This window comes from Vibrio sp. 10N.286.55.E10, from assembly GCF_002872555.1.
Taxonomy (GTDB): Bacteria; Pseudomonadota; Gammaproteobacteria; order Enterobacterales; family Vibrionaceae; genus Vibrio; species Vibrio crassostreae.
The window spans coordinates 15,677-37,681 of the sequence record NZ_MCSD01000010.1; the positions used below are offsets into that span (position 1 = coordinate 15,677).

The window sequence follows — 22,005 nt, forward strand, 5'->3', positions numbered from 1 at the left end:
GGGAATTAGAAAACTTAAAGAGATAGATGGAATATCTACTTAAGATTGAGCCTATACTTAAAGCTTATCAATAAGATAAAGGATGAAATAATTAATTTGGACGACTATCAAGTCATTGTTAAGCATCATGAATCGCACTACTCAGGCGAGGTACATACTCATGATTATGCTCATTTAGCTTTTATACACCAAGGCTGCCAAATTCTATCAACTGACCAGCACAGTTTACTCTCTATGCCCGGCTCTTTAATTTATATTCCCGCTGGCGTATCACATCGTGCTGACTTTCTAAAGCAATCACATGTTTCCTTACTTCGCCTACCCCAAGCTGCAACTCCTAATATCACTAAAATATGCATATTGGACGTATCTCCCATCGTTGCTCAGCTATTCAGTGTTTGGGAAAATGGAGGACCAGAACAAAAGCTCGTGACTCACTATGTGCACGTTCTAGTCGACCAATGCATCCTTTGTAAGCCAACCAATAACCCCCTAATTGCAAAGGGAGGGATGGACAGACGACTGCTATTGGTAATTGAAGCATTATCAAACAAACCTAACATCAAAATGTCTATCTCAGATTTATCTAAGCAAACAGGGGCTTCCGTTCGTACCTTAAACCGACTTTTTTTGTCGAGTTTCAAAGCATCTTTTCGAGATATCCGACAAAAGGTGGTGATGGAACGTGCTGAAAAAATGATGGCAAAAGGCATTAGCGCAACTGACATTGCATTCGAACTTGAGTACTCAAGCCTGTCTTCATTCTCCACTGCATTTAAAGAACATCAGAAAAAAGCACCCCAGAATTAAACTTGGCGCAATTTGTAAACACAGTGTCGTTTTACCCAAAACCTTAACGTGAGGATCTATTTAACATGATGCTCTGTTCTTAACGTTTATGGGAAAACGAGTGTCCAAAATAACCAATATATTTATCAGCATTTTAATGGCATCGAGCTATTTTTTTGCGTCGAGCATGTATACGCCAAGCTTTCCAGATATACAAAGTGAACTCCACACCTCTGAGGCGTTAGTACAACAGACGTTGAGTCTGTTTTTTATCGCTTTAGCATGCAGCCAGCTTATCTGTGGGCCGTTATCCGAGCGGTATGGGCGAAAGCCCGTTGCTATTCTTTCATCTGCGATTTTTGTCGTTGGTTCAATGACTTGTCTCATGGCTGATAACATAGATATTCTGTTACTGGGTAGGATCATCCAAGGTTTAGGGGTTGGTGGCCTTTACCTGCTCTGCCGAACAATACTCCAAGATGCCTTCGAAAAAACGGAACTCATGGGGATACTTGCTTGGTATGGGATTCTTTTTATGAGCCTACCCGGTTTAACGCTGATTTTAGGGGGATACCTGACTCAACACTTTGGTTGGCAAGGTAATTTTGTCTTCATGGCATCTTTATCGATCGCAACACTATTGATTATCACATTTATGAAACGTGAAACGATCAGCCAGAAGAACCCTGATGCAATTAAGCTTAAACAGATACTAAAAGACTATGCTTTCATCACATCGAACGTAACGTTTCTGTGTTATTTGGCAATGATGTTCAGCGGGACGAGTTGCCTACTGCTTTTCCAAGTAACGGGTTCTTTTGTTGCTCAGAATCAATTTGATTTAACGGCCGCAGATTACGGAATTGGGTCAATGGTTTTGATAGCGAGTAGCGTTGCATCAAGATTAATTTGGAACCAGTTTCTGAAGAATCGTATCAGCGAAAATATGACTCTAGTTTATGGGAGCCTGATTCAAATTGTAGGCTGTGCTGTTATTACTCTGAGCCTTTTCGTACATAGCTACTCACTAGTGTTACTCGGGTTTTCATTGATGGCGTTTGGCTCTGCATTTTTACTTGCGATAGCTGGCGTTTCTGCATTGTATTTGTTTCCTAATCACAAGGGGCAGGTTGGTGCTATCTACGGTGCTTTGCAGATGGTTGGAGCATTTGGTTTTACGTTTTGTTTATCGTTCGTTCCGGCTAATCACGAGGTAATGGTTCTGAGCAGCTGGGTATTGTCACTGATGAGCAGTGCCGCAATTATTGTCATGTACATGTACCAGCGAAAAACGTTGGAAATGCCTGTCGCTTAATCAAGTTTGATTCAGAAAAGTCATCGAATTGATAATTTAGGCTGTTAATTTTGCTAACAAAAAAATCCCCTCAAGGTACGCTCTGAAGGGATTTTTTATTAACCAATAATGCAGTTGTTAGCCATTACCTGCTTGCCATTAGCTATTCATTTTCTGTTTCCTTAGAAGCATTAGACGTTGTGCCTTTTTTCAACCAATTATCAAGCACGTGTTGCAGTGCATTCAAAGAGGTTGGTTTCTCTAGGCGACCATCCATCAACTTGCTGATCATATCTAACTCGTGCTGTCCTGATTCGCCAGATAAAGCAATGATTGGCGTTTGAGGAGAACGTGCCTTGATGATTTGGCTTGCGTCAAAACCATTCATTATTGGCATTTGTACGTCCATTAAGATCAAATCGACCTTATGTGTTTTGAACTGCTCGACGGCATTCTCACCGTTTTTGGCTTGTAAGCTATTTACGCCAAGTCGACTCAGGTACATTTGAACAAGTGTGCGTTGTACTTCTTTATCATCGACGATCAGTACGGTTGGAGCCAAATGATTTCCTGGGTTTAGCGTACTTGTTGGTTCTGAATTTTGCGTTGCCGCTTGGTTATCTGGCTTAGCTTCTACGTTGGTTTTGTTTTCAGTTGTGGTTTGGTTACTTTTCCAATCATTGAAGTAAGGCGTACGAAGTGCGTCTGCTTTGGGTGCATTGGGTACCACAGGGAAGTAAAGGTGGAACTCAGTAAACTCACCAAGCTTAGAGTGGCACTCAACCCGACCGCCAAATGAACGCATCACTCGTTGGCAATAGCCAAGCCCTAGGCCGCTACCACCGCTTTTTTGGTATGAGAAGAAATCATCAAAAATCTTATGCGTAATGGCTTCATCAATGCCGGGGCCGGTATCTCTGAATATTAGAACGTTCTCGTAAGACCCTGTGTTGGTGCTGATCTCAATTTGGCTTTCTGGGTAAGAATCAAAGTAATAGATTGCATTGCGTATCAGGTTGAAAATGACGAAGTTGAATAAGGTTTCATTCAGCTTTGCTACAAAATCAGCGTGTTGTGGCAAACGAATGCGTTCAATGATCTTTTCATTCTCAAAACCATAGTGGCTTACGGCTTGATCCACGGCTTTGTGGATAGAGGTCATCGTCACAGGACCGTGTTCCGGTGTACTGTCACTGACTTCGCGCAGGATGATATCAATCAGTTGTCGCCCGCGTTGAATCGCCGCTTGGCCATTCTCAATATCCTTTAGGATTTTTTTAGCTGGGGCTTGGTTATCAATGTGCTGCTTTAACACCTCAAAATGCAGCTGCACTTGAGCAAGAGGGTTACGCATTTCGTGTGCGATAGAATTAGCAAGGGCGCGACTTTGGCGAATGCGTCTATCGGCTTCAATAGTGCTTTGTACACGAGTTAACAAGGTTTGCAGGGCGGAGATCTCTTCGTTAGAAAACATCTGATCGTTGCTCTTGTGTGACGACACCAATAAGTGCGTGACCGATTTCCCCTGACCAAATAAAGGCATCACCAAGGCGGTGTCGTTTGAACTCATCTTGTCATACAGGGCTTTTATTGAGCGCTTGGCTGGTGCGGTGTAATCAAGCTCCTGAGAAAGTTCGTCAAACACTAAAACAGACTTGTTGGTAGACAGATAATCTTCGTAGAAAGTTTCGTTGTAGTTGCTGTTCACCAGACGCAGCTTGTCTTCTGGAATCTGTAGTAGGCTACCTAATCGACGCATTGCATCATCAATCGACAGCTTGAAATCGTCTTCTAGTGAGAGGATCTGCTGTACTGGCGTTTTCTTGTTTCCGTAGACAAAGAAGGAAGCGTAGTGGCTCACTCGTTTGTAGAGAACATGCCAAGTGATGCCGATAATCGCACAGATTGGGATAGCAACGAGCCATTGACTGTTGTCTGTTAGCGGGATAAATATCGCGCCAAAAGGGATCACCAAAATAGCACAGACCAACAGCGCATTTAGGCTCATGTACGCAAGGTATTTCACGCTGTAGAAGCGCGAGGTCAGCAGGGCATAGCCAACGAACAACATTTCACTGATCGACAAAGCTGGTGGCAGCCAAGTGAGCGAGAAATCACGCAAGAAGTAGGTCATGCCTAGGTGGATTGTCGCAGTGGACAGCATGAATACTAAGATACCTGCGATCATGTAGTTGGTTTTGGCTAAGGTCAGCTTACTACTGTTGGCGCGCATGGCCACGAGGTTGAGTAGTGTTAGGACAACAAAACTTATCATCCCAATGAAGAAGTAAGGTGTTTGAGGGCCGAACTCAATCACGAACTGGCTTGGGCCTGCAATGGTGACGTGTTCAACGGTTAACCCCGGACTTAAATTGATAAAGAAGGAGTAGACGGTTAAGGTGACGAAAATGGCTTGTTGCCATGCGTGAACCTTACCATTGCGTTGTTCGGCGGCGAGCTTACACGAGAAGTAATAGGCAAAGGCAAACGCAAAGAAAGAGGCGAGGTTGGCAAACTTTGCGGCGAACACGGCGGCCGGGGCCCCAAGTTCCGGTAATAAGTCGGTATGGAAATAAGCGTTACTGCTGATCCACGCAACAATGCAGATCGAATACGCGATGTAAGGGGCATGGTGTGTCCCCGCAATCACTTCGTTCTTTTGTTTCAGGCGATAGCAGTAATAGAACAACCACATGACAACCACAGCCACGGTTGCAAGCAGTGTGATTGCTTTTGCATAGATGATCGCCTCTAGGCCGAAATCAAACATGTTCATCCTTTCTTACCGAGCTCGATTTTTCTAATGACTTTCGGCTTTCTCGCACTGCGCGTTTGTAGCTGCGAAAATCGACATTATTGAACGCTTTTACCATTATCTCGAAATTCCAGAACCCACGATAAATTGTTGTGCCATCATTATTTAATTCGCAATACCCAGAATGGAAGTATGCTTTAGAATCAATGGTTTGATAAAACTGAAGCATGAAAGGTTGCTCGATAATAGTAAAACCGATTTTGTAGCCTATTTGATGTAATACACTCATCAGCTCTTTTTGAGCAAGGTAGAGGAAATAGAGTTTTTGTTGGGTATTACCACTGACTGTCAGACGCAGCACTTCACACAGGGCATTCTTATCGGACAATTGTAACTGGAATTGTTGGTCAAATTCTGGGAGAGAGTAACATTTTGACAGTGTAGGCGGTGTCAAAAGTTGTAACCCTGCGAGTTCAGCGTAGCCGTAATTGGGTAAACAGTATTGCCATTGCTCATTGCTGAACGGCGGTGCGTAACTTAGCCAAGTGTCATTCTTAGACCAGTCTTGAATCAGCGCAGAGGAAACCAGTGTTGGAAAGGCTTCATCGACTGGATGTTTGAGCAGAATAAAATGCTTACCTGCCTGAGAAAGGTGTAATAAAGGCAGCATCTCAAACCATTTTTCACCCTTGATGAACACCTCAAGATTGCTCAAAGCAATGGCATCGCTGATGGACATTCCTTGTGGGTGGCTCGGTGTTTGTACCACAAGCGGATCATCTTCTATTCGTTCAATGATTGCACCATAGTAAGCGCTGTCTTTGATAGGGAGTTCAGTGTGAGAGGGCGCACTTGCGTCCAACGGTGATTTTGCTTTGATGGCTGCAATTTCACATTCACACCAAAAATCTAACCAATGCATGTAACACTGACTTGCGGCCGCTTCTAACAGTGCCATCTCTTTCGATAAGGAACTTGGATAGCGTTGAATAAGCTCGCGATAGTCCATCAGTTCAAATAAAACTGAGAGGCTTTTGTGTTGATGTTCGGGGAAGAACGATTCTAATAGTCGTCGACGATAGTCTGTGACGGTTTGGAAAAGAGCGATACGTTCTTGTGGCTGATAAGCGTTGATCGTGAGCTCGATCAGCGCTTGTTGTTTCTTTTCGATAGACAGACTGCTAGCCAATAGTGAGTCTAAAGACGACGTTAATTTCATGGTGTGAACCTAGCCTAGGTTTATATAATTATTTTTATTTGATTTGCACCAGTCAACTCGACACGGATTTATAGTAAGTATTTGAAATAAAGTTACTTTGATGAACAAACGTAACTCTAATTGTGTCTATTGTTTTTAAAAACAAGTTGCATAATCGAGCGCAAGTTTACTACTTGTGCTGACCCTTAACAATATGGGTTAGTCATGTACGAATTAATTAATGATTCCCTAAATTAGAGTGCTCTCAATCACTTATATGGTTTGATCATGTGTGGAAGTTAATTTATTCAATCTGAGAATATCTTTTTGAATTTATAAATTGGTCCTGAGTGTTTATTTTTTGAACCAAGCTCATAAATCATACGCAACTCAATTAACCTTATAGATTGTAAGGAATATAACAGCGTGCTCAATTATATAATTAACTAATGAGTGTGGTATGTCTCATCTCCGTCTATTTCCACGTCATCGCTTGGCGATCGCTTGTATGCTTGCCAGTGCGTCCAGTTTCTCTTTTGCTCAAAATCAGTGTGAGGTGCTTGATCTTCAACAGGCGTCCAATTTTGCACTCGCTGTCTCTTCGGCAAACAACAGTTGCTACAGTTCTTGGTTCTCTGCATCGAATAATTCACTAGATAATATCTATAGCGAAGCAAACCTAAGCCGCATTCAAGTTGCACTGAACTCAGAAATAACTCGTTACCGAGGTGAAGCTGAACAAGCCCGTAAACTTGAAAACCTTGGTGAGTTTGTTCGTGCCGCTTATTACGTTCGCTATAACGCGCAAGCGCAAGACTTCAGCGAAGCGTTGAGTCAGCGTTTTGCTCAGTCGACGATTGCTTTCTTAGCTAACCCTGATGCGTTAGATCAAGGTCGTGAGCAGGTGGGTGCATTGAAAAGCCTGACGCTAATGGTCGATAACGTTAAACAATTGCCACTGACAATGGATGCGCAGCTTGCGGCATTACGTCACTTCAACCAAGAAACGGCGCAAGACTCACAATGGGTCGATGGGTTAAACAATCTGTTTCGAGCAATGGCAGGGCACGCAGCTAGAGATGACTTCTACGATTACATGGCGAGCCATACCCAGCATATCGACACGCTTGCAGCATTCGCCCGTGATAACACGTGGGCTTTAGATACTGATGCGAGCTTCCTTGTTTATAACGCCGTGCGTGAAACTGGTCGTTTGCTGGCAAGCCCGGATAAATTAACGAAAGACAAAGCGCTGCGTTTTATGCAGCAAGTGATGGTACAAAACCCACTTGGCAGTGAGCATGACAAGCTTTGGTTAGCGGCGGTTGAGATGATGGGGTATTACGCGCCAGACGGCTTGAATGGATTGGATCTAGAGCAAGCAAAACGTGATTTAGCAATGCGTGTACTTCCCAATCGTCATGAGTGCCAAGGGCCTGCGATTATTCGCTCTCAAGATTTAACGCAAGCACAATCAATTGAAGCATGTGATGTACTCGCGGCAAAAGAGGCGGACTTTCATCAAGTTGCGAACACAGGCCAACAACCTGTCGCCGACGATAATAACGAGCGAGTTGAAGTCGCGGTGTTTGACAGTAAAGGTAGCTACACCGATTACTCTGCATTCTTGTTTGGAAACACCACCGACAACGGAGGTCAGTATTTAGAAGGTAACCCTGCAGAAGTGGGTAACGTGGCGCGTTTCGTCGCTTACCGTTACGCTAACGGCGATGACCTTTCAATTCTCAATTTAGAGCATGAGTACACTCACTATCTCGATGCGCGCTTTAACCAATACGGCTCCTTTAGCGACAACTTGGCACATGGTCACGTTGTGTGGTGGCTAGAAGGTTTTGCTGAGTTCATGCATTACAAGCAAGGTTACGATGCCGCTGTTGGTTTGATTAGCAGCGGGAAGATGAGTTTATCGGACGTGCTTGCGACCACCTACTCTCATGATTCCAACCGTATCTATCGATGGGGTTACTTGGCGGTGCGCTTTATGATGGAAGAACATCCTCAAGAAGTGCAGAGCTTGTTGGCACTGTCTCGTGCTGGCAAATTTTCAGAATGGGCGCAACAAGTGAAAGTGCTTGGCCAGCAATACAATGGTGAGTTTGATCGTTGGCTAGACACTGTTTCAAGTGAACCAACAGAGCCTACTGATCCCACAGAACCGACTGACCCCACAAATCCGACAGACCAAGCCATAGTGCTTGCAGCAAACCAAGGTGTAGTGTTGAACGGCGAGGCGTACAGTGAGCAGCTGTTCTACGTCGATGTACCTGAGAACACCACGCATTTTGAGGTTTCGATTGAAGGTCATGCTTCAGGTCAAAGCCAAGGTGATGCTGATCTTTACATGAGCTACAACAAAGAAGCGCATTACTATGATTTTGAATTCAGCCAATACGGAAATGGAAGTAATGAGATGGTGACGTTTGAACCAAAGTCATCGGGTTTCATCAAACCGGGTCGTTACTACATGAGTATTGCAGGACGCACCGATTTCAATGACGTAACACTGTTGGCATCACTAGAGACAGAAGCGCCAACGCCGCCATCACAAGAACAAGATGATTTAACGCCAATAATACTGGAATCAGGTCAGCCTCAAATACTCACCGTGCACCAACGACGTTATGCGGCGGTTTATGTTCCACAGGGCGTGCAAGAGGTAAGAGTATGGTTGAATGATAAGAGTGACGTTGCTGAGAGTGGACAGTCGAATGCTGGCAACGTTGATTTATTTGCAAGTCGTTCATACTGGCCTACTTCAGGGCAACACGATTATGCCTCTAATTACCGTGGTAGCAATGAGTACCTGCAAATCCCTGTAACAGAAGAAGGCTATGTGCATTTCTTACTGAGTGCTGAACAGCATGGGGATGATGTCGAGATGTTGGTGTTCTTTCACTAGCAAAACAGGCAGCAATTAAAAAGCACTAACGAAAACGCCACCTAATCTAAATGATCTAAATATCAATTGAATGGACGGGTAAAAAGCCGGGCAGTAGTGTCCGGCTTTGTTTTTCTGACAGTGCTCTGTATTTATAGAGTAGTTACACCATAATCTCTGATGAAGTAATGACATTTAAGGTCTAAGCTTGCCTACATATGAAACATTATTGCGAGTATTCCCTCGTGAATGATTGAGGTAGAGAGAATTTATGAAGAAAGTACGATTAACATCATTACTTGGAGTAGCAACCTTGTTTAGTGTCGCTGCGTTAGCTGGATGTAGTCAGAAATCTGAGGTACCAATTCAGCCACAAGAGAATGCGAACCCTGTCTGTAGCACTAAAAACCTAACTGGTGGTTGGTCGCAAAGCGATATCACACCAGAAGCTAAGCAAGCTTTAGACGCAGTTCTTGGCCAAATGAACACTTCAGCTGAGTTCAAGCAGATCTTGAGTGTTCGAACTCAAGTCGTGGCGGGTTTGAACTATGCTATTGAGTTTGAGATGGATAATGGTGAAGTGTGGAACACCATCGTTTACCGTTCTCTACAAGGTGACATCGAAATGACACGACCTGCACAGAAAGGTCGTTTGTGTTCATAATCTAGAGGCTTCTGTACCTTGTGAGATAGGCTTGATAGCAAATAAAAATGGCTCCGTATCGGGAGCCGTTTTGGTTTTTAAGAAGACTGATTTATTGAACGCTTTTAATCGGCCAGTTCGGGCTCAGCTAACTCTTGAACACAAGCACGGTTGATGTCTTCATCAATATAAGCCATTCCCAGCTTGTTTAAGTAATCCATACGATCAGCGGTGCGAAGTTCAATGTCAGGGCCTGAGATGTTGTTTTCTTGATAAACCTTAGCCATGTGAGTCATGAAATGCTCGCCCACACTCATCATTAACAGGCTCATCGCACCCACGTCCGGTCTTACTTTGGCACGTTGTTTTTCAGACAGATTTACCGCTAACACGATAGGTTGCTCTTCTCCTTCGAAACGAACACTACGCTCACGAACGGTTTGTTGCGCCCAGTAGTACGCCAGTTCTTTACTCTGGGTGAGAAACACTGGTTCAACCGATTCGGTGTAGTTATTGCCGATGGTCGCCATGGTTTTTGAAGCCGCTTCGTTGAGGGCTTTGTCTCCAGAGCGCTTTAGTCCTTGGCCTTGAATAGAAGCGAGTAAAGCTGAAGATGTACCGTGATACCAAGTATCACCCGTCGCGAAACCATTTTCTGATAGCAGCGTTTTTGCATCTTGTAGGTGTTTAGGTATTGAAGTCATAGGCACTCTCAATCAAAAGAAATATCAACAAACAGGAATCTCAAAAAACTTGAATACAGTTAGCTTAAACAGAAGTTGTTTGGTTAACCGTGGTGTGGAACACAAATCTGAGGCTTTGAGATAAAGCTGGCAGTAGTAGCTTTATCTCAAAGCCTTCCCCCGGATCTTACCTAAGTAAAAGAGAAGGACGAGGGAGGCTTTCGTGTTAGCGATTAATCAAATTGGTTCGATGTATTCGCTTCACCTGCTGCTTTTAGTGCGTTCTCACCAGCAAAGTACTCTTTGTGGTCATCACCCATATCTGAACCAGACATGTTTTGGTGTTTAACACATGCGATGCCTTGGCGGATTTCTTTACGTTGAACGTTCGCAACGTAGCCCAACATGCCTTGGTCGCCGAAGTACTCTTTCGCAAGGTTGTCAGTAGACAGCGCTGCAGTGTGGTAAGTAGGCAGTGTAATCAAGTGGTGGAAAATACCCGCTTCACGAGACGCGTCTGCTTGGAATGTGCGAATCTTCTCGTCAGCGCTTGCAGACAGTTCTGATTCGTCGTATTCCGCGCTCATTAGGTTTGCACGGTCGTAAGCTGATACATCCTTACCTTCTGCTACCATCGCATCGTAAGCTTGCTGACGGAAGTTTAGCGTCCAGTTGAATGATGGAGAGTTGTTGTAAACAAGTTTCGCATTAGGGTGTACTTCACGTACGCCATCCATCATCTCTTTGATTTGACCGATGTGTGGTTTCTCAGTCTCAATCCAAAGAAGGTCAGCACCTGCGTTGATTGCTTCAATACAGTCGAATACACAGCGGTCTTCACCTGTACCTTCGCGGAATTGGTATAGGCCTGAAGGTAGACGCTTAGGTCGAACTAGTTTGCCGTCACGGTTGAAGCAAACATCGCCTTCAGCCATATCAGCAACATCAATTTCTTCAACATCTAGGTATGAGTTGTAGATGTCACCTTGGTCGCCCGGCTCTTTCACTACTGCGATTTCTTTTGTTAAACCAGCGCCTTGTGAATCGGTACGAGCAACAATGATGCCGTTGTCGATGCCTAGTTCAAGGAAGGCGTAACGAAGTGCGCGAAGTTTTGCGTGGAAGTCAGCATGTGGAACCGTTACTTTGCCGTCTTGGTGACCGCATTGCTTCTCATCGGCAACTTGGTTTTCAATTTGTAGACAACATGCGCCCGCTTCAATCATCTGCTTAGCCATTAGGTAGGTCGCTTCTGCGTTACCGAAACCTGCATCGATATCTGCAATGATTGGCACCACGTGTGTTACGTGATTGTCGATTTTGTCTTGGATAAGGTCTTGTTGGTTAACATCGCCCGCTTCACGTGCAGCGTCTAGCTCACGGAATAAACCACCCAGTTCACGTGCATCAGCTTGGCGCAGGAATGTGTATAGTTCTTCTACTAGGCCTGCAACCGATGTTTTTTCATGCATTGATTGGTCTGGAAGTGGACCAAAGTCTGAGCGAAGTGCAGCAACCATCCAACCAGAAAGGTATAGGTAGCGGCGATCTGTCTTGCCATCAAAGTGCTTCTTAATAGAAATCAGCTTTTGTTGACCGATAAAACCATGCCAGCAACCTAAAGACTGAGTGTATTGAGAGCTGTCTTTATCGTAAGCCTCCATATCCGCACGCATGATATCTGCCGTGTATTGCGCGATATCTAGACCTGTTTTGAATTTGTTTTGAGCTCGCATACGAGCAGCAGATTCAGCATTGATTGCATCCCATGGAGCACCTGCAGCGCTTTTTGCAACTTCTATCATTTCGATATCTTGTGTAATTTGCGACATAACTATTCCTTAGTTTCACGTGGGGTATGGTTGCCAAATTGGCTTGGATTAAAACTTTGCTATGGACAAAGAATAACCACGCATGTGATAATTTTGTTAATTTATAGTTATTATATTCGGTATTTTTCTTATGAATATTGCTCGTATAGACCTTAATTTGCTTGTGTATTTAGACATGTTGCTACGTGAAAGAAACGTTACACGAGCGGCAAATCAATTAGGCATAACTCAACCAGCCATGAGTAATGGACTGCGCCGATTGCGTGATCTGTTTGAAGATCCACTATTGGTGAGAACCAGTGAAGGGATGGTGCCGACCGAGCGAGCGCAAAAGTTGCAACCGCTTATTAGAAACATCTTGGCGAATGTAGAAAAGACACTCCAGCCGACCACAGAGTTTAATGCAGAAGACAGTGAGCGCGTGTTTCGTATCATGGCGAGTGACTATGCTGAGTCGACCATTATTCAGCCGCTATTGAAAAAACTGAGCGAGATAGCACCGAAAATACGACTGGATATAATGACGCCAAGTGACGTGAGTTATCAGGATGTAGAGCAAGGTACTGTTGATATAATCATCAACCGTTTTGACGACATCCCACAGTCGTTTCACCAGATGAGCCTTTGGCACGACGGCTTCTCTTGCCTATTTAGCTGTGATAATCCAATTGCCGATAACTTTGATATTTTGTCTTATTTAAAGGCGCAACATATCTGGGTAAGTAAGACGGGTATGGGAACCGGAGTGGGAATCAACCCCAGTGAAGCACAAAAGCTCGGTTGGATAGATGAAGCGTTAATGCGCATTGGTAAAACCCGCAATATCACGGTGTTTACTCGACATTACCTGTCTGCGATTCTCTTCGCTCAGCAGAAAAACCTTATCCTTACTATTCCAACCAAAGCCGCGCAATTGCAGCGCAACAACCCTAATTTGTTAATCAAACCAGCCCCATTTGCTATTGAACCCTTTGAGGTAAAGATGGCGTGGAGCCCATTGTTACAAACCAATCCAGACCACCAGTGGATGCGTCGCTTGATCAAAAGTGTCGCCAATGAAATCGAAAGTGGTGTGACGGGATAACACAATTTTTGTGGTATTTCTTTTGTGAATATCCAATATAAGCGGCATAAATTAGCTAAATTTTCGTCAGTTACGTAAATTTATTTAGTAGTCAGCGGTTAATTTGAGAGAGATTTTATGAGCAGTCGTATTCAACAGGGAAGCTTGAGCATTGATAGCACCCTCTACCAATTAATTAATGAGCAGGTCATTCCTGGAACAGGCATTGTCGCAGAGGACTTTTGGCAATCTTTCGCAGCCATCCTTAAAGATCTGGCACCAAAGAACCGTGCTCTGCTTATCAAGCGTGAAGATCTTCAACATCAAATTGATGTGTGGCACCAAGAGCGTGCGGGACAAACGCTAGATGCTGCCGAGTACAAACAGTTCTTACAGCAGATTGGCTACCTAGTTGCTGAGGGCGATGACTTTCAAGTAACGACCGCCAGCGTTGAGCCTGAAATTGCAACACAAGCGGGTCCGCAGCTTGTTGTACCTATTATGAATGCACGTTTTGCGCTTAACGCGGCCAACGCGCGTTGGGGTAGTTTATACGATGCGCTCTATGGAACCGATGTCATCAGTGAAAGTGACGGCGCGGAAAAGAGCGGAAGCTTTAACCCTGTACGCGGTGCTAAAGTGGTGAGCTACGCTCGAGGTTTCCTTGATGACGCTGCACCACTAAACGGTGTCTCTCATAAAGACGTGACCAAATACAGCATCAGTAACGCTAGCGTCGGCAATAAGCTGATAGCGACACTCGATAACGGTGAAGAAGTCACTCTCATAGATAGCAACCAGTTCATTGGCTATCAAGGTGACGCAAGTTCACCTTCGTGCATTCTTCTTAAACACAATAACCTTCATATCGAAATTCAAATCGACCCGAGTGCGCCGATTGGCAGCGTCGATGTGGCGGGTATTAAAGATGTACTGGTGGAATCGGCACTGACCACGATTATGGATTGCGAAGATTCGGTCGCTGCGGTTGACGGTGAAGACAAAGCATTGGCTTACCGAAACTGGTTAGGCCTAATGAAGGGGAACCTTCAAGAGTCGCTAGAGAAAAACGGTAAAACCATTGTTCGTAATCTTAACCCCGATCGTCAATACACCAGTGTGACGGGTGGTGAAATCTCACTTAAAGGTCGCAGCATGTTGTTCATACGCAACGTGGGCCACCTAATGACTAACCCTGCGATTATTGATGCTGAAGGTAATGAAGTGCCTGAAGGTATCATGGATGGCATGGTTACCTCGCTCATCGCGATGCACGATTTAAAGGGTAATAGCCCTTACCAAAACTCGACCGCGAACAGCATCAATATTGTAAAACCTAAAATGCATGGCCCTGAAGAAGTGGCTTTCACCAACGAGTTGTTTGGTCGCATTGAGGATGCACTAGGTTTAGAACGCTTCACCATCAAAGTCGGCATTATGGACGAAGAGCGTCGTACTTCGGTTAACCTTAAAGAATGCATTCGTGCAGCTAAAGATCGTGTTGTGTTCATCAACACAGGTTTCCTAGACCGTACCGGTGATGAGATTCACACCAGCATGGAAGCGGGTCCGTTTGCTCCTAAAACACAGCTTAAAACCATGACTTGGATTGGCGCATACGAAGATCAAAACGTTGATCTTGGCTTAGCTTGTGGCCTGCAAGGTAAAGCCCAGATTGGTAAAGGTATGTGGCCAGAACCAGATAACATGGCGAAGATGATGGACGCGAAAATTGGACACCCACAAGCCGGTGCCAATACCGCTTGGGTTCCTTCTCCAACCGCAGCGACGCTGCATGCCTTGCACTATCACAAAGTGAGTGTTCCTAGCCGTCAGAAAGAGCTTCGTGAGCGTGTGAGAGCAAATGTTGACGATATTCTTACTATCCCATTGTTAGGCAATCAAAAGCTGACTGCTCAAGATATCCAAAACGAACTGGACAACAATACGCAAGGTATTCTTGGTTACGTAGTTCGTTGGATTGACCAAGGCGTAGGTTGTTCGAAAGTGCCTGATATTAACGATGTGGGATTAATGGAAGACCGTGCAACGCTGCGAATTTCAAGTCAACACATCGCTAACTGGTTACGTCACGGCATTTGCGAGGAAGCCCAAGTAATGAAAACCATGAAGCGCATGGCAGCAGTGGTTGATGAACAAAATGCAGGGGATCCAAGCTACCAAAATATGGCGCCTGATTTTGAAAACAGCATTGCGTTTTCAGCAGCGTGCCAGTTGGTATTTGAAGGCTGTGCTCAGCCGAGTGGTTATACCGAGCCAGTGCTGCACGCGATGCGTCTAAAGCTGAAAGCGCAGGAATAGCGAAGCAACCGAATAACAAAAACAGAGAATGTAAAATACTAAAAAAAGAAACCCCCTTTAACCGAGCCCAAGGTGCCGCGCTTTTATAGCGCGGCTTTTTTTTGATTCATTTTTGTGGTGGGAAGGGGGGAGAGTGGGCCAGGTTAGTGCTCACTAAGATTTAAGTGCTTCTGAATCTTGGTTAACGCCGAAACCTACTTGCTACTAAAACCTAGTTACTACCAAAACATAAGTATTTAATGTCCATGTACTCATCGATGCCTTCTTTAGCACCTTCACGGCCAATACCTGATTGTTTAACGCCACCAAAAGGCGCGACCTCGGTTGAGATTAGGCCATCATTAATACCGACCATACCGTATTCAAGTGCTTCTGCTACCTGCCATACGCGGTGGATATTCTGGCTGTAGAAGTAAGACGCCAAACCATAAATAGTATCGTTCGCCATCTCGATGAGTTCCTCGTCTGTGTCGAATTTCATCACAGGTGCGACTGGGCCAAAGATCTCTTGTTGAACAATGTCCATACTGTGTTTCACATCTTTAAGAATGACAGGCTGAAGGAAAAGCCCATCAAGATCCTTAATTGGAGTAACAGGCTCAGCTCCTTGTTCAATCGCTCGGTCTATTAATGCTTGGATGTTGTTCTTGGCATTCTGGCTGACAACAGGGCCAATGGTTACACCTTCATCTAAGCCGTTACCAACCTTAAGTTGTTGAACGGCTTGATCAAATTTAGCCACGAACTCATCGTACACTTTACTGTGAACATAGAATCGGTTTGCACAAACACAAGTTTGGCCAGCGTTGCGGAATTTCGAGACCATTGCGCCTTGAACCGCAGCATCGATGTCTGCATCGTCAAACACAATAAAAGGTGCATTGCCGCCGAGTTCCATAGAGGTACGCTTGATGCCTTTTGCGGCTTGAGCCATCAAAATACTGCCGACACGGGTAGAGCCTGTAAAAGAGATCTTTTTGATTAATGGGTGCGATGTGAATAACTCACCAATCTGTTCTGGGCTATCACCTAATACGACTTGGAGTAAATCCTTAGGAATACCCGCTTGGTAAGCCAGTTCGACCACAGCAAATGCGGAAAGCGGTGTCTCATCTGAAGGTTTCACGACAAAGCTACAACCGGCAGCTAATGCTGGCGCTGCTTTACGAGTGATCATTGCAACAGGGAAGTTCCATGGCGTAATGGCACACGCGACTCCGATAGGTTGCTTGATAGTCACCAAGCGTTTGCCTGCGACTGTGCTAGGAATGGAGTCACCATAAGTGCGCTTGGCTTCTTCTGCGAACCACTCAATGAAGCTCGCACCATATACCACTTCACCTGCCGCTTCTGCTAACGGTTTACCCTGTTCAATCGTCATGATTCGAGCAAGGTCTTCTTTATTCTCAATGATTAGCTGGTGCCAACGGTGCAGTGATGCAGCTCGAGATTTAGCTGGAACCTTTGCCCACTCTTTCTGCGCTACATTAGCTCGTTCAATCGCGCTTGCTAACTCTGTTTCTGATGATACCGGTGCGTGTCCGATGAGTTCACCCGTTGCTGGATTTGTGACTGCAACTGCGTTGTTCGCTTCTGTCACCATAAAAGAGAGTAAGTGCTGGTTCTTAATGTTTAGCATCGTGATTCCTTTGTTGTGATTACTTTAGACGTGTTGCTGATATGCGGGTTGGTGAGTGTTCAGATCATTTCGACCAAATGTTCATTAGTCGCAGATTGTGGTCGTTAATTCGATAGTTTTGAAGTCCTTGTTTGTGAAAGCATTGTTTACCAAAGCAAGGTACACAAAATCATTGTTTATTAAATTCGAGTTTTCGAAATCCATGATCAGCTAAATCATGGACTTCGAAATCTTTTAAGAAAAGTCTATTGCTGACTCCAATTATCAGCTTCGATTTTCGCTAGCGCTTTTGCAGCTTTTTGTAGAGCAGGTAGGAACTTGATCGCTTCGTCCGGCTTTACTCGAATCACAGGTGCTTGGATTGCTAAGCCGAGATTAGATTGGCCGGTTGGCGATGGAATGAGTACCGCAATACACACCAAACCAGGTAGAAACTCTTCATCATCAATCGCAAAGCCTTGGATCTTCGCTTCTTCGATGTCTTGCTCTAACACTGAGTAGTCGGTGATGGTTTTGACTGTGTACTGAGTCAGTGGCACGTTTTCAATCAGTCTTCTGCGCTGTGATTTCGACATATGAGCCAAAAACAGTTTACCTGTCGCAGAGCAGTGCACAGGAACGCGAGAGCCAGGCTGCAGGTGGAAGCGAAGTGGTGCTTCGGTCTCTGCGCGGTCAAGGTAGATGATCTCACCGCTCGATAGTGCGGTTAGGTTGCAGCTCTCGCCGACTTCTGCTCGAAGGTTTTCAAGAATTGTGCGTCTTGCGCTGTGCATGGTGCTGTTGAACAGTAGGTTTTCAGCCAGCTTTCTGAGTCGAATGCCAGAGCTGTAATGCTTTTCATCACCGTCTCTTTGAATGATGCCTGCGGATTCTAATTGTTGCAGCATACGGTGCAAAGTGGGTTTCGGCAGTCCGGTTTCTTCGACGAGCCCTTGAAGGGAAATAAACTCGTCTTTTTGCGCTATCACCTCTAATAGTGCAAAAAGTCGGAGAGTGGGCGTATCTCCTTGAACTTGTGGTGTTTCTGTTTGCATACAGTGATTCATCCTTGCGATATGTCTATTTGTAAGAGTGTACATACCAAATTAATATTCTTCAATTATCTGAATAAAATTTGACCTTTTTTATTATTTCAATAATATAAATATAAATTATGGAACAATTAATCTCAATAAATGGAATTTTAAAATGAAAGCAATTGAACGGATTATTGATAAGGCGCACCTAGATCGTAAGCGTGTGGTTTTGAGCGAAGCTGAAGATCCTCGTGTACTCAAAGCGGCACGATTAGCGATAGATAAACAACTCGCTTATATCACGCTAATAGGGGATGAAAAGGCGATTATCGAAGCCGCTCAGTTGCATCATATTAACCTCGCGGGCATTCATATTGTTTCACCACAAACATCGGCACTTAAAGCCGTGTTGGCTGAACGTCTGTATGAGCTCAGAAAAGCCAAAGGCATGACTTATCAAGATGCATTGGAGAAGGTTACAGACCCACTGATTTTTGCCAATTTGATGGTAAGGGAAGGGCTGGTCGACGGCACGGTCAATGGCGCGGTTTATACCACGTCAGATGTGGTGCGGGCTGCGCTGCAGATCATCGGCCCAGCACCAGACAGTGAATTGGTATCGAGCTTCTTTTTAATGATGTTGTGCGAGCCTTTCCACAATCTCAAAGGTGGCATGATTTTCAGTGATTGTGGTTTGGTGATTAACCCCAATGAAACCGAGCTTGCATCGATAGCAGTGGCCGCATCAAACAGTGCTCAAACGCTGTTAATGGAAGAACCTAAAGTGGCAATGCTGTCGTTTTCTACCAATGGCAGTGCGAAGCATGAATCGGTCGATAAGGTGCGTAATGCCGCCCAGTTAGTGAAGCAACGTTGCCCCGGAATTGCGGTTGATCAGGATGTTCAACTCGACGCAGCGATTGTCACTGAAATTGCTGCGAAAAAGTTGCCCGATTCCGAGGTTAAAGGAGAATCTAACGTGCTGATATTCCCAAACTTAGAAGCTGGCAATATCGGTTACAAGCTTGCTGAAAGGCTAGGAGGCGCGGTCGCGATTGGTCCTTTGTTGCAAGGGTTGAATCAACCAGCCAATGATCTATCCAGAGGTTGTAGTGCCGAAGATATCTTTAATGTAATCGCGGTGACTGCTGTGCAAGCACAACAAGGCAAAACGGCAAATGCAACGACGGATGTTGACGCTGATGCTCAAGAAGCTTCAGAAGATCAAAACGCTAAAGAAAGAGCTGAATCGGAATTTGAGTTTAGGTACTAAGGCTCAAACTTAAAGCCCGCACTCACACTAAGTAAAAACACCTAATTAGGATTGCTAATGGAGTTACCTGTTTTACTCGCCATTCTTGCCACCATTGCGGTCGGTACCTATTTCCAAACCGTCACAGGGTTTGGACTTGGCATTATCGTGATTGGTCTAACGGTCAGCCTTAATTTGGTATCGTTGCCCGTGATTGCTGCCGTAGTCAGTATTGTGACCTTGTTTAATTGTTTGGTCGCGTTGATGGGCAAGCCTCTGCTTGGGGAACTCAAAATTCTGGTGGTGTTAGTGATCGGTATTACCCCCGGCGTGTCGTTGGGAGTGTTTTTACTGGACGAGTTGAGTGAGTCGGCAACACATATCCTGAGAGGGCTACTGGGGGCAATGGTGTTATTCGCAGGTCTGAGCTTTATGTTCAAACCTAAAACCAGAAAAGACCGCTCGGCCACGGTATCCTTCTTGGTGTCTGGCTTTAGTTCTGGTTTAGCGGGCGGGTTGTTTGGGATGGCGGGGCCACCGATTGTTTATCACCTTTATCGGCAGCCTTTTACACTCGATCTGGTACGAAGTACATTGCTGATGGTGTTCGCTTGTACGTCGATGTCCCGTACCGTCAATGTCTACGCAGCAGGTGACATGGAAGCGAGCATATTGTGGTTATCCGCTATTGCTGTTCCCTTGGTAGCGCTTGTTACTATGTTTGCTCGGCGCTTTCCCCCACCGCTTTCGAATGACCAACTCAGAAAGCTGGTATTTATGGTGTTGATGTTGATTGGTGGGTATTTGATGGCTGTCTCTGCATGGTCGTTGCTTGGCTCTTCCTAAAACATTCTCGACAAATGAGGCTAGTGATTCGCTAGCCTAACCCTCTATGTTTAAACACGCTTTAGCATCTCAAAGATACTCCTAGACAACCCAAATAAGCAGCTCTCCTGGACATCTAAAGTGGTGTTACTTCGGTAGTACGGGCTTAAATCGACGCCCATCCCCACACCATGAATTTCGATACTGTTTTTGATCGCCTCGTGCTCAATCACTTGTTTGAGGTGGTTATCCAAATAGAACTGATCATTGGCTGTGCTGGTGGCGGTATCCATCGGGCAGCCGTCTGAGAACACAATCAACACCTTTCGCTGTGCGCTATGTTGCTGCAAGCGCTGGCTAGCGAACTGAACCGCTTCGCCATCAATCCCTTCTTTAAAGATATCCGCTTTGCGAAGGCTAGCAATTCCAAGACGAGATCGTCTCCAATGGGTATCAAAATCCTTAAACACAATGTGTCGAACTTCGTTTAAACGACCTGGGTGTTTCGGTTGACCTTGTTTGAGCCACTGTCGATAAACCTTGCCACCATTCCAGTTGTTGGTGGTGAATCCGATGATCTCGAAAGGGATGTTGGCTAGCCCAACCGATTTGAGAATCGTATCCATCAGTAGACTCAGTTTGTGACTGTGTTTTTGCATTGAACCTGAGCAGTCCATCAAAAATGTGATGGCACATTGATGAGATGCGCCAACCTCTGGCTGATAAAAAACCGTGCGGTCTAAAGGAGAAGTGATGAGTTTGGTGATAGTGGTGGCGTTAACAATGCCTTCTTCTAAATGATCCTGACGTCGATTCCTTTGGGGCGTCGCAACAAAGCGGGTGAGCAGAGCGGCTAAGCGGCGGGTGTTCACTTGTCTCGCCATAATGTCATCAGTGAGCTTTTGCCTCAGCTCGAGTAACAGGGCACGCCTGACGAGCTTATCTGCGGCGACCACTTGGTCAAATTCTGAATTAAAGACCTGATAATTGGCGCCCGACAGTTCAAACACCTTGCTACTGCCTGTGATGTCGGCATCGATGTCTTCATCTTGAATGTCACCATCAACGATAAGTGCCAGTTGCGCGAGGATCTTGATGTCTGCTTCAACGGTAGGTGTCGGCGAGTTGTTACTCTCTTGTTCTTGGTTGATGAGTTCTTGCGCTAAAGAGGCCAGTTCATTGGCGCAGTGAGCAAACTGTAGCTGGTCGGCTCGATGTTCCTTTAAGCGCTTTAGGCTGCTTCCGAAAATAGACACGATGCCCGCACGTGTCGATTCAATGGTTTCGGCAATTAGTTCCGAAACTGGGACACTGGTTAAGCGGGTGTGGATGATTTGCATCAGCGTGAACAGTAACATCCCAATTCGTGATTCAGTAAAGCCATTTTGATGGTACTGATCGCTCCAATACGCAAAGTTGAATTGGATGCTAGTGGTCACGCCTTTTAGATAAGGCGGGACTTGAGATTCAATCCGTACCTGTTCGCAGAAGTCGTAAAGCAGACGTTCGACTTCGTTTTTCGGTCGCAATGAATAATGGAGGTCAGTGTCTGAAAGCAATAGTCGTAGTGCCGATGAATCGATCTTGCCTTGCATCGAAAGCTTGCTGTTTTTCAACTCATGGCGAGAAACAAAGGTGAGATCGTTAGTATGTGCAGACTGATAATAGCAGGGGCTATTGCCGTTATAGAGACGCTCTCCCCGATAATTCAGGTCCAGCTCACCACTGATCGCTCTAGCGACAGACACACCAAGGTCGAGGATCTTTTTCTGCTGAGAAGAAACATTGGCCATGG

15 protein-coding genes are annotated in these 22,005 nt (G+C 45.1%); 8 read left to right on the forward strand and 7 right to left on the reverse strand.

Going from position 1 to position 22,005, the window contains the following annotated elements; translation table 11 throughout:
- Positions 1 to 45 precede the first annotated feature (45 nt).
- Together BCV39_RS22995 and BCV39_RS07510 are read left to right on the forward strand one after the other, a co-directional pair.
- Complete coding sequence (locus BCV39_RS22995) at positions 46 to 810, forward strand: AraC family transcriptional regulator (RefSeq protein ID WP_240699550.1); 765 nt, start codon at positions 46 to 48, stop codon at positions 808 to 810.
- Between the two features lie 100 nt (positions 811 to 910).
- Entirely contained in the window at positions 911 to 2,104 is a 1,194-nt protein-coding gene (locus BCV39_RS07510) for an MFS transporter (RefSeq protein ID WP_170960921.1), read from the forward strand.
- Positions 2,105 to 2,246: 142 nt separating this feature from the next.
- Here the strand turns inward: BCV39_RS07510 and BCV39_RS07515 are convergent, their stop codons facing one another.
- Entirely contained in the window at positions 2,247 to 4,853 is a 2,607-nt protein-coding gene (locus BCV39_RS07515) for a hybrid sensor histidine kinase/response regulator (protein WP_102432339.1), read from the reverse strand.
- Positions 4,846 to 6,057: an acyl-homoserine-lactone synthase gene (locus BCV39_RS07520; protein ID WP_102432340.1), complete on the reverse strand. Its 1,212-nt coding sequence runs from the start codon at positions 6,055 to 6,057 to the stop codon at positions 4,846 to 4,848. Before BCV39_RS07520 ends, BCV39_RS07515 begins: the two co-directional genes overlap by 8 nt.
- A gap of 439 nt (positions 6,058 to 6,496) precedes the next feature.
- Here BCV39_RS07520 and BCV39_RS07525 point away from each other — a divergent pair, with 439 nt between their 5' ends.
- Positions 6,497 to 8,956: a M9 family metallopeptidase gene (locus tag BCV39_RS07525; protein WP_102432341.1), complete on the forward strand. Its 2,460-nt coding sequence runs from the start codon at positions 6,497 to 6,499 to the stop codon at positions 8,954 to 8,956.
- Between the two features lie 250 nt (positions 8,957 to 9,206).
- Positions 9,207 to 9,599, forward strand: coding sequence for a cystatin domain-containing protein (locus BCV39_RS07530; RefSeq protein WP_102432342.1), 393 nt, complete (start codon positions 9,207 to 9,209; stop codon positions 9,597 to 9,599).
- A 104-nt stretch (positions 9,600 to 9,703) separates the two neighbouring features.
- Here the strand turns inward: BCV39_RS07530 and BCV39_RS07535 are convergent, their stop codons facing one another.
- Together BCV39_RS07535 and BCV39_RS07540 are read right to left on the reverse strand one after the other, a co-directional pair.
- Positions 9,704 to 10,282 carry a hypothetical protein gene (locus BCV39_RS07535; RefSeq protein WP_102432343.1) on the reverse strand — a complete coding sequence of 193 codons (579 nt, stop codon included), beginning with the start codon at positions 10,280 to 10,282 and terminating at the stop codon, positions 9,704 to 9,706.
- Between the two features lie 212 nt (positions 10,283 to 10,494).
- Positions 10,495 to 12,093, reverse strand: a complete 1,599-nt coding sequence (locus tag BCV39_RS07540) for an isocitrate lyase (RefSeq protein WP_102432344.1) — start codon at positions 12,091 to 12,093, stop codon at positions 10,495 to 10,497.
- A gap of 130 nt (positions 12,094 to 12,223) precedes the next feature.
- On the opposite strand from BCV39_RS07540, the gene BCV39_RS07545 reads away from it, so the two are divergent.
- Both BCV39_RS07545 and BCV39_RS07550 read left to right on the forward strand, forming a co-directional pair.
- Positions 12,224 to 13,177 (forward strand): LysR family transcriptional regulator, encoded by a 954-nt coding sequence (locus BCV39_RS07545; protein ID WP_061038005.1) that lies wholly within the window; start codon positions 12,224 to 12,226, stop codon positions 13,175 to 13,177.
- 117 nt (positions 13,178 to 13,294) lie between these two features.
- Positions 13,295 to 15,478: a malate synthase G gene (locus BCV39_RS07550; protein WP_102432345.1), complete on the forward strand. Its 2,184-nt coding sequence runs from the start codon at positions 13,295 to 13,297 to the stop codon at positions 15,476 to 15,478.
- Between the two features lie 211 nt (positions 15,479 to 15,689).
- On the opposite strand, the gene BCV39_RS07555 is transcribed toward BCV39_RS07550, so the two are convergent.
- On the reverse strand, positions 15,690 to 17,117 hold the full coding sequence (locus BCV39_RS07555; protein ID WP_102432346.1) for an NAD-dependent succinate-semialdehyde dehydrogenase: 1,428 nt from the start codon (positions 17,115 to 17,117) through the stop codon (positions 15,690 to 15,692).
- A 245-nt stretch (positions 17,118 to 17,362) separates the two neighbouring features.
- Positions 17,363 to 18,151, reverse strand: coding sequence for an IclR family transcriptional regulator (locus BCV39_RS07560; RefSeq protein ID WP_065676756.1), 789 nt, complete (start codon positions 18,149 to 18,151; stop codon positions 17,363 to 17,365).
- Between the two features lie 154 nt (positions 18,152 to 18,305).
- Between BCV39_RS07560 and pta the strand changes: the two genes are divergently transcribed.
- On the forward strand, positions 18,306 to 19,406 hold the full coding sequence (gene pta, locus BCV39_RS07565) for a phosphate acetyltransferase (protein WP_102431560.1): 1,101 nt from the start codon (positions 18,306 to 18,308) through the stop codon (positions 19,404 to 19,406).
- A gap of 57 nt (positions 19,407 to 19,463) precedes the next feature.
- Positions 19,464 to 20,231, forward strand: a complete 768-nt coding sequence (locus BCV39_RS07570; RefSeq protein WP_102431561.1) for a sulfite exporter TauE/SafE family protein — start codon at positions 19,464 to 19,466, stop codon at positions 20,229 to 20,231.
- 50 nt (positions 20,232 to 20,281) lie between these two features.
- On the opposite strand, the gene BCV39_RS07575 is transcribed toward BCV39_RS07570, so the two are convergent.
- Positions 20,282 to 22,003 (reverse strand): cobalamin biosynthesis protein CobT, encoded by a 1,722-nt coding sequence (locus tag BCV39_RS07575; RefSeq protein WP_102431562.1) that lies wholly within the window; start codon positions 22,001 to 22,003, stop codon positions 20,282 to 20,284.
- Between the last annotated feature and the right edge of the window lie 2 nt (positions 22,004 to 22,005).

Coding starts and splice junctions, on each gene's coding strand:
- BCV39_RS07515 (WP_102432339.1), bottom strand. CDS start 4,853: ATGTTTGATTTCGGCCTAGAGGCGATCATCTATGCAAAAGCAATCACA.
- BCV39_RS07520 (WP_102432340.1), bottom strand. CDS start 6,057: ATGAAATTAACGTCGTCTTTAGACTCACTATTGGCTAGCAGTCTGTCT.
- BCV39_RS07525 (WP_102432341.1), top strand. CDS start 6,497: ATGTCTCATCTCCGTCTATTTCCACGTCATCGCTTGGCGATCGCTTGT.
- BCV39_RS07530 (WP_102432342.1), top strand. CDS start 9,207: ATGAAGAAAGTACGATTAACATCATTACTTGGAGTAGCAACCTTGTTT.
- BCV39_RS07535 (WP_102432343.1), bottom strand. CDS start 10,282: ATGACTTCAATACCTAAACACCTACAAGATGCAAAAACGCTGCTATCA.
- BCV39_RS07540 (WP_102432344.1), bottom strand. CDS start 12,093: ATGTCGCAAATTACACAAGATATCGAAATGATAGAAGTTGCAAAAAGC.
- BCV39_RS07545 (WP_061038005.1), top strand. CDS start 12,224: ATGAATATTGCTCGTATAGACCTTAATTTGCTTGTGTATTTAGACATG.
- BCV39_RS07550 (WP_102432345.1), top strand. CDS start 13,295: ATGAGCAGTCGTATTCAACAGGGAAGCTTGAGCATTGATAGCACCCTC.
- BCV39_RS07555 (WP_102432346.1), bottom strand. CDS start 17,117: ATGCTAAACATTAAGAACCAGCACTTACTCTCTTTTATGGTGACAGAA.
- BCV39_RS07560 (WP_065676756.1), bottom strand. CDS start 18,151: ATGCAAACAGAAACACCACAAGTTCAAGGAGATACGCCCACTCTCCGA.
- pta (WP_102431560.1), top strand. CDS start 18,306: ATGAAAGCAATTGAACGGATTATTGATAAGGCGCACCTAGATCGTAAG.
- BCV39_RS07570 (WP_102431561.1), top strand. CDS start 19,464: ATGGAGTTACCTGTTTTACTCGCCATTCTTGCCACCATTGCGGTCGGT.
- BCV39_RS07575 (WP_102431562.1), bottom strand. CDS start 22,003: ATGGCCAATGTTTCTTCTCAGCAGAAAAAGATCCTCGACCTTGGTGTG.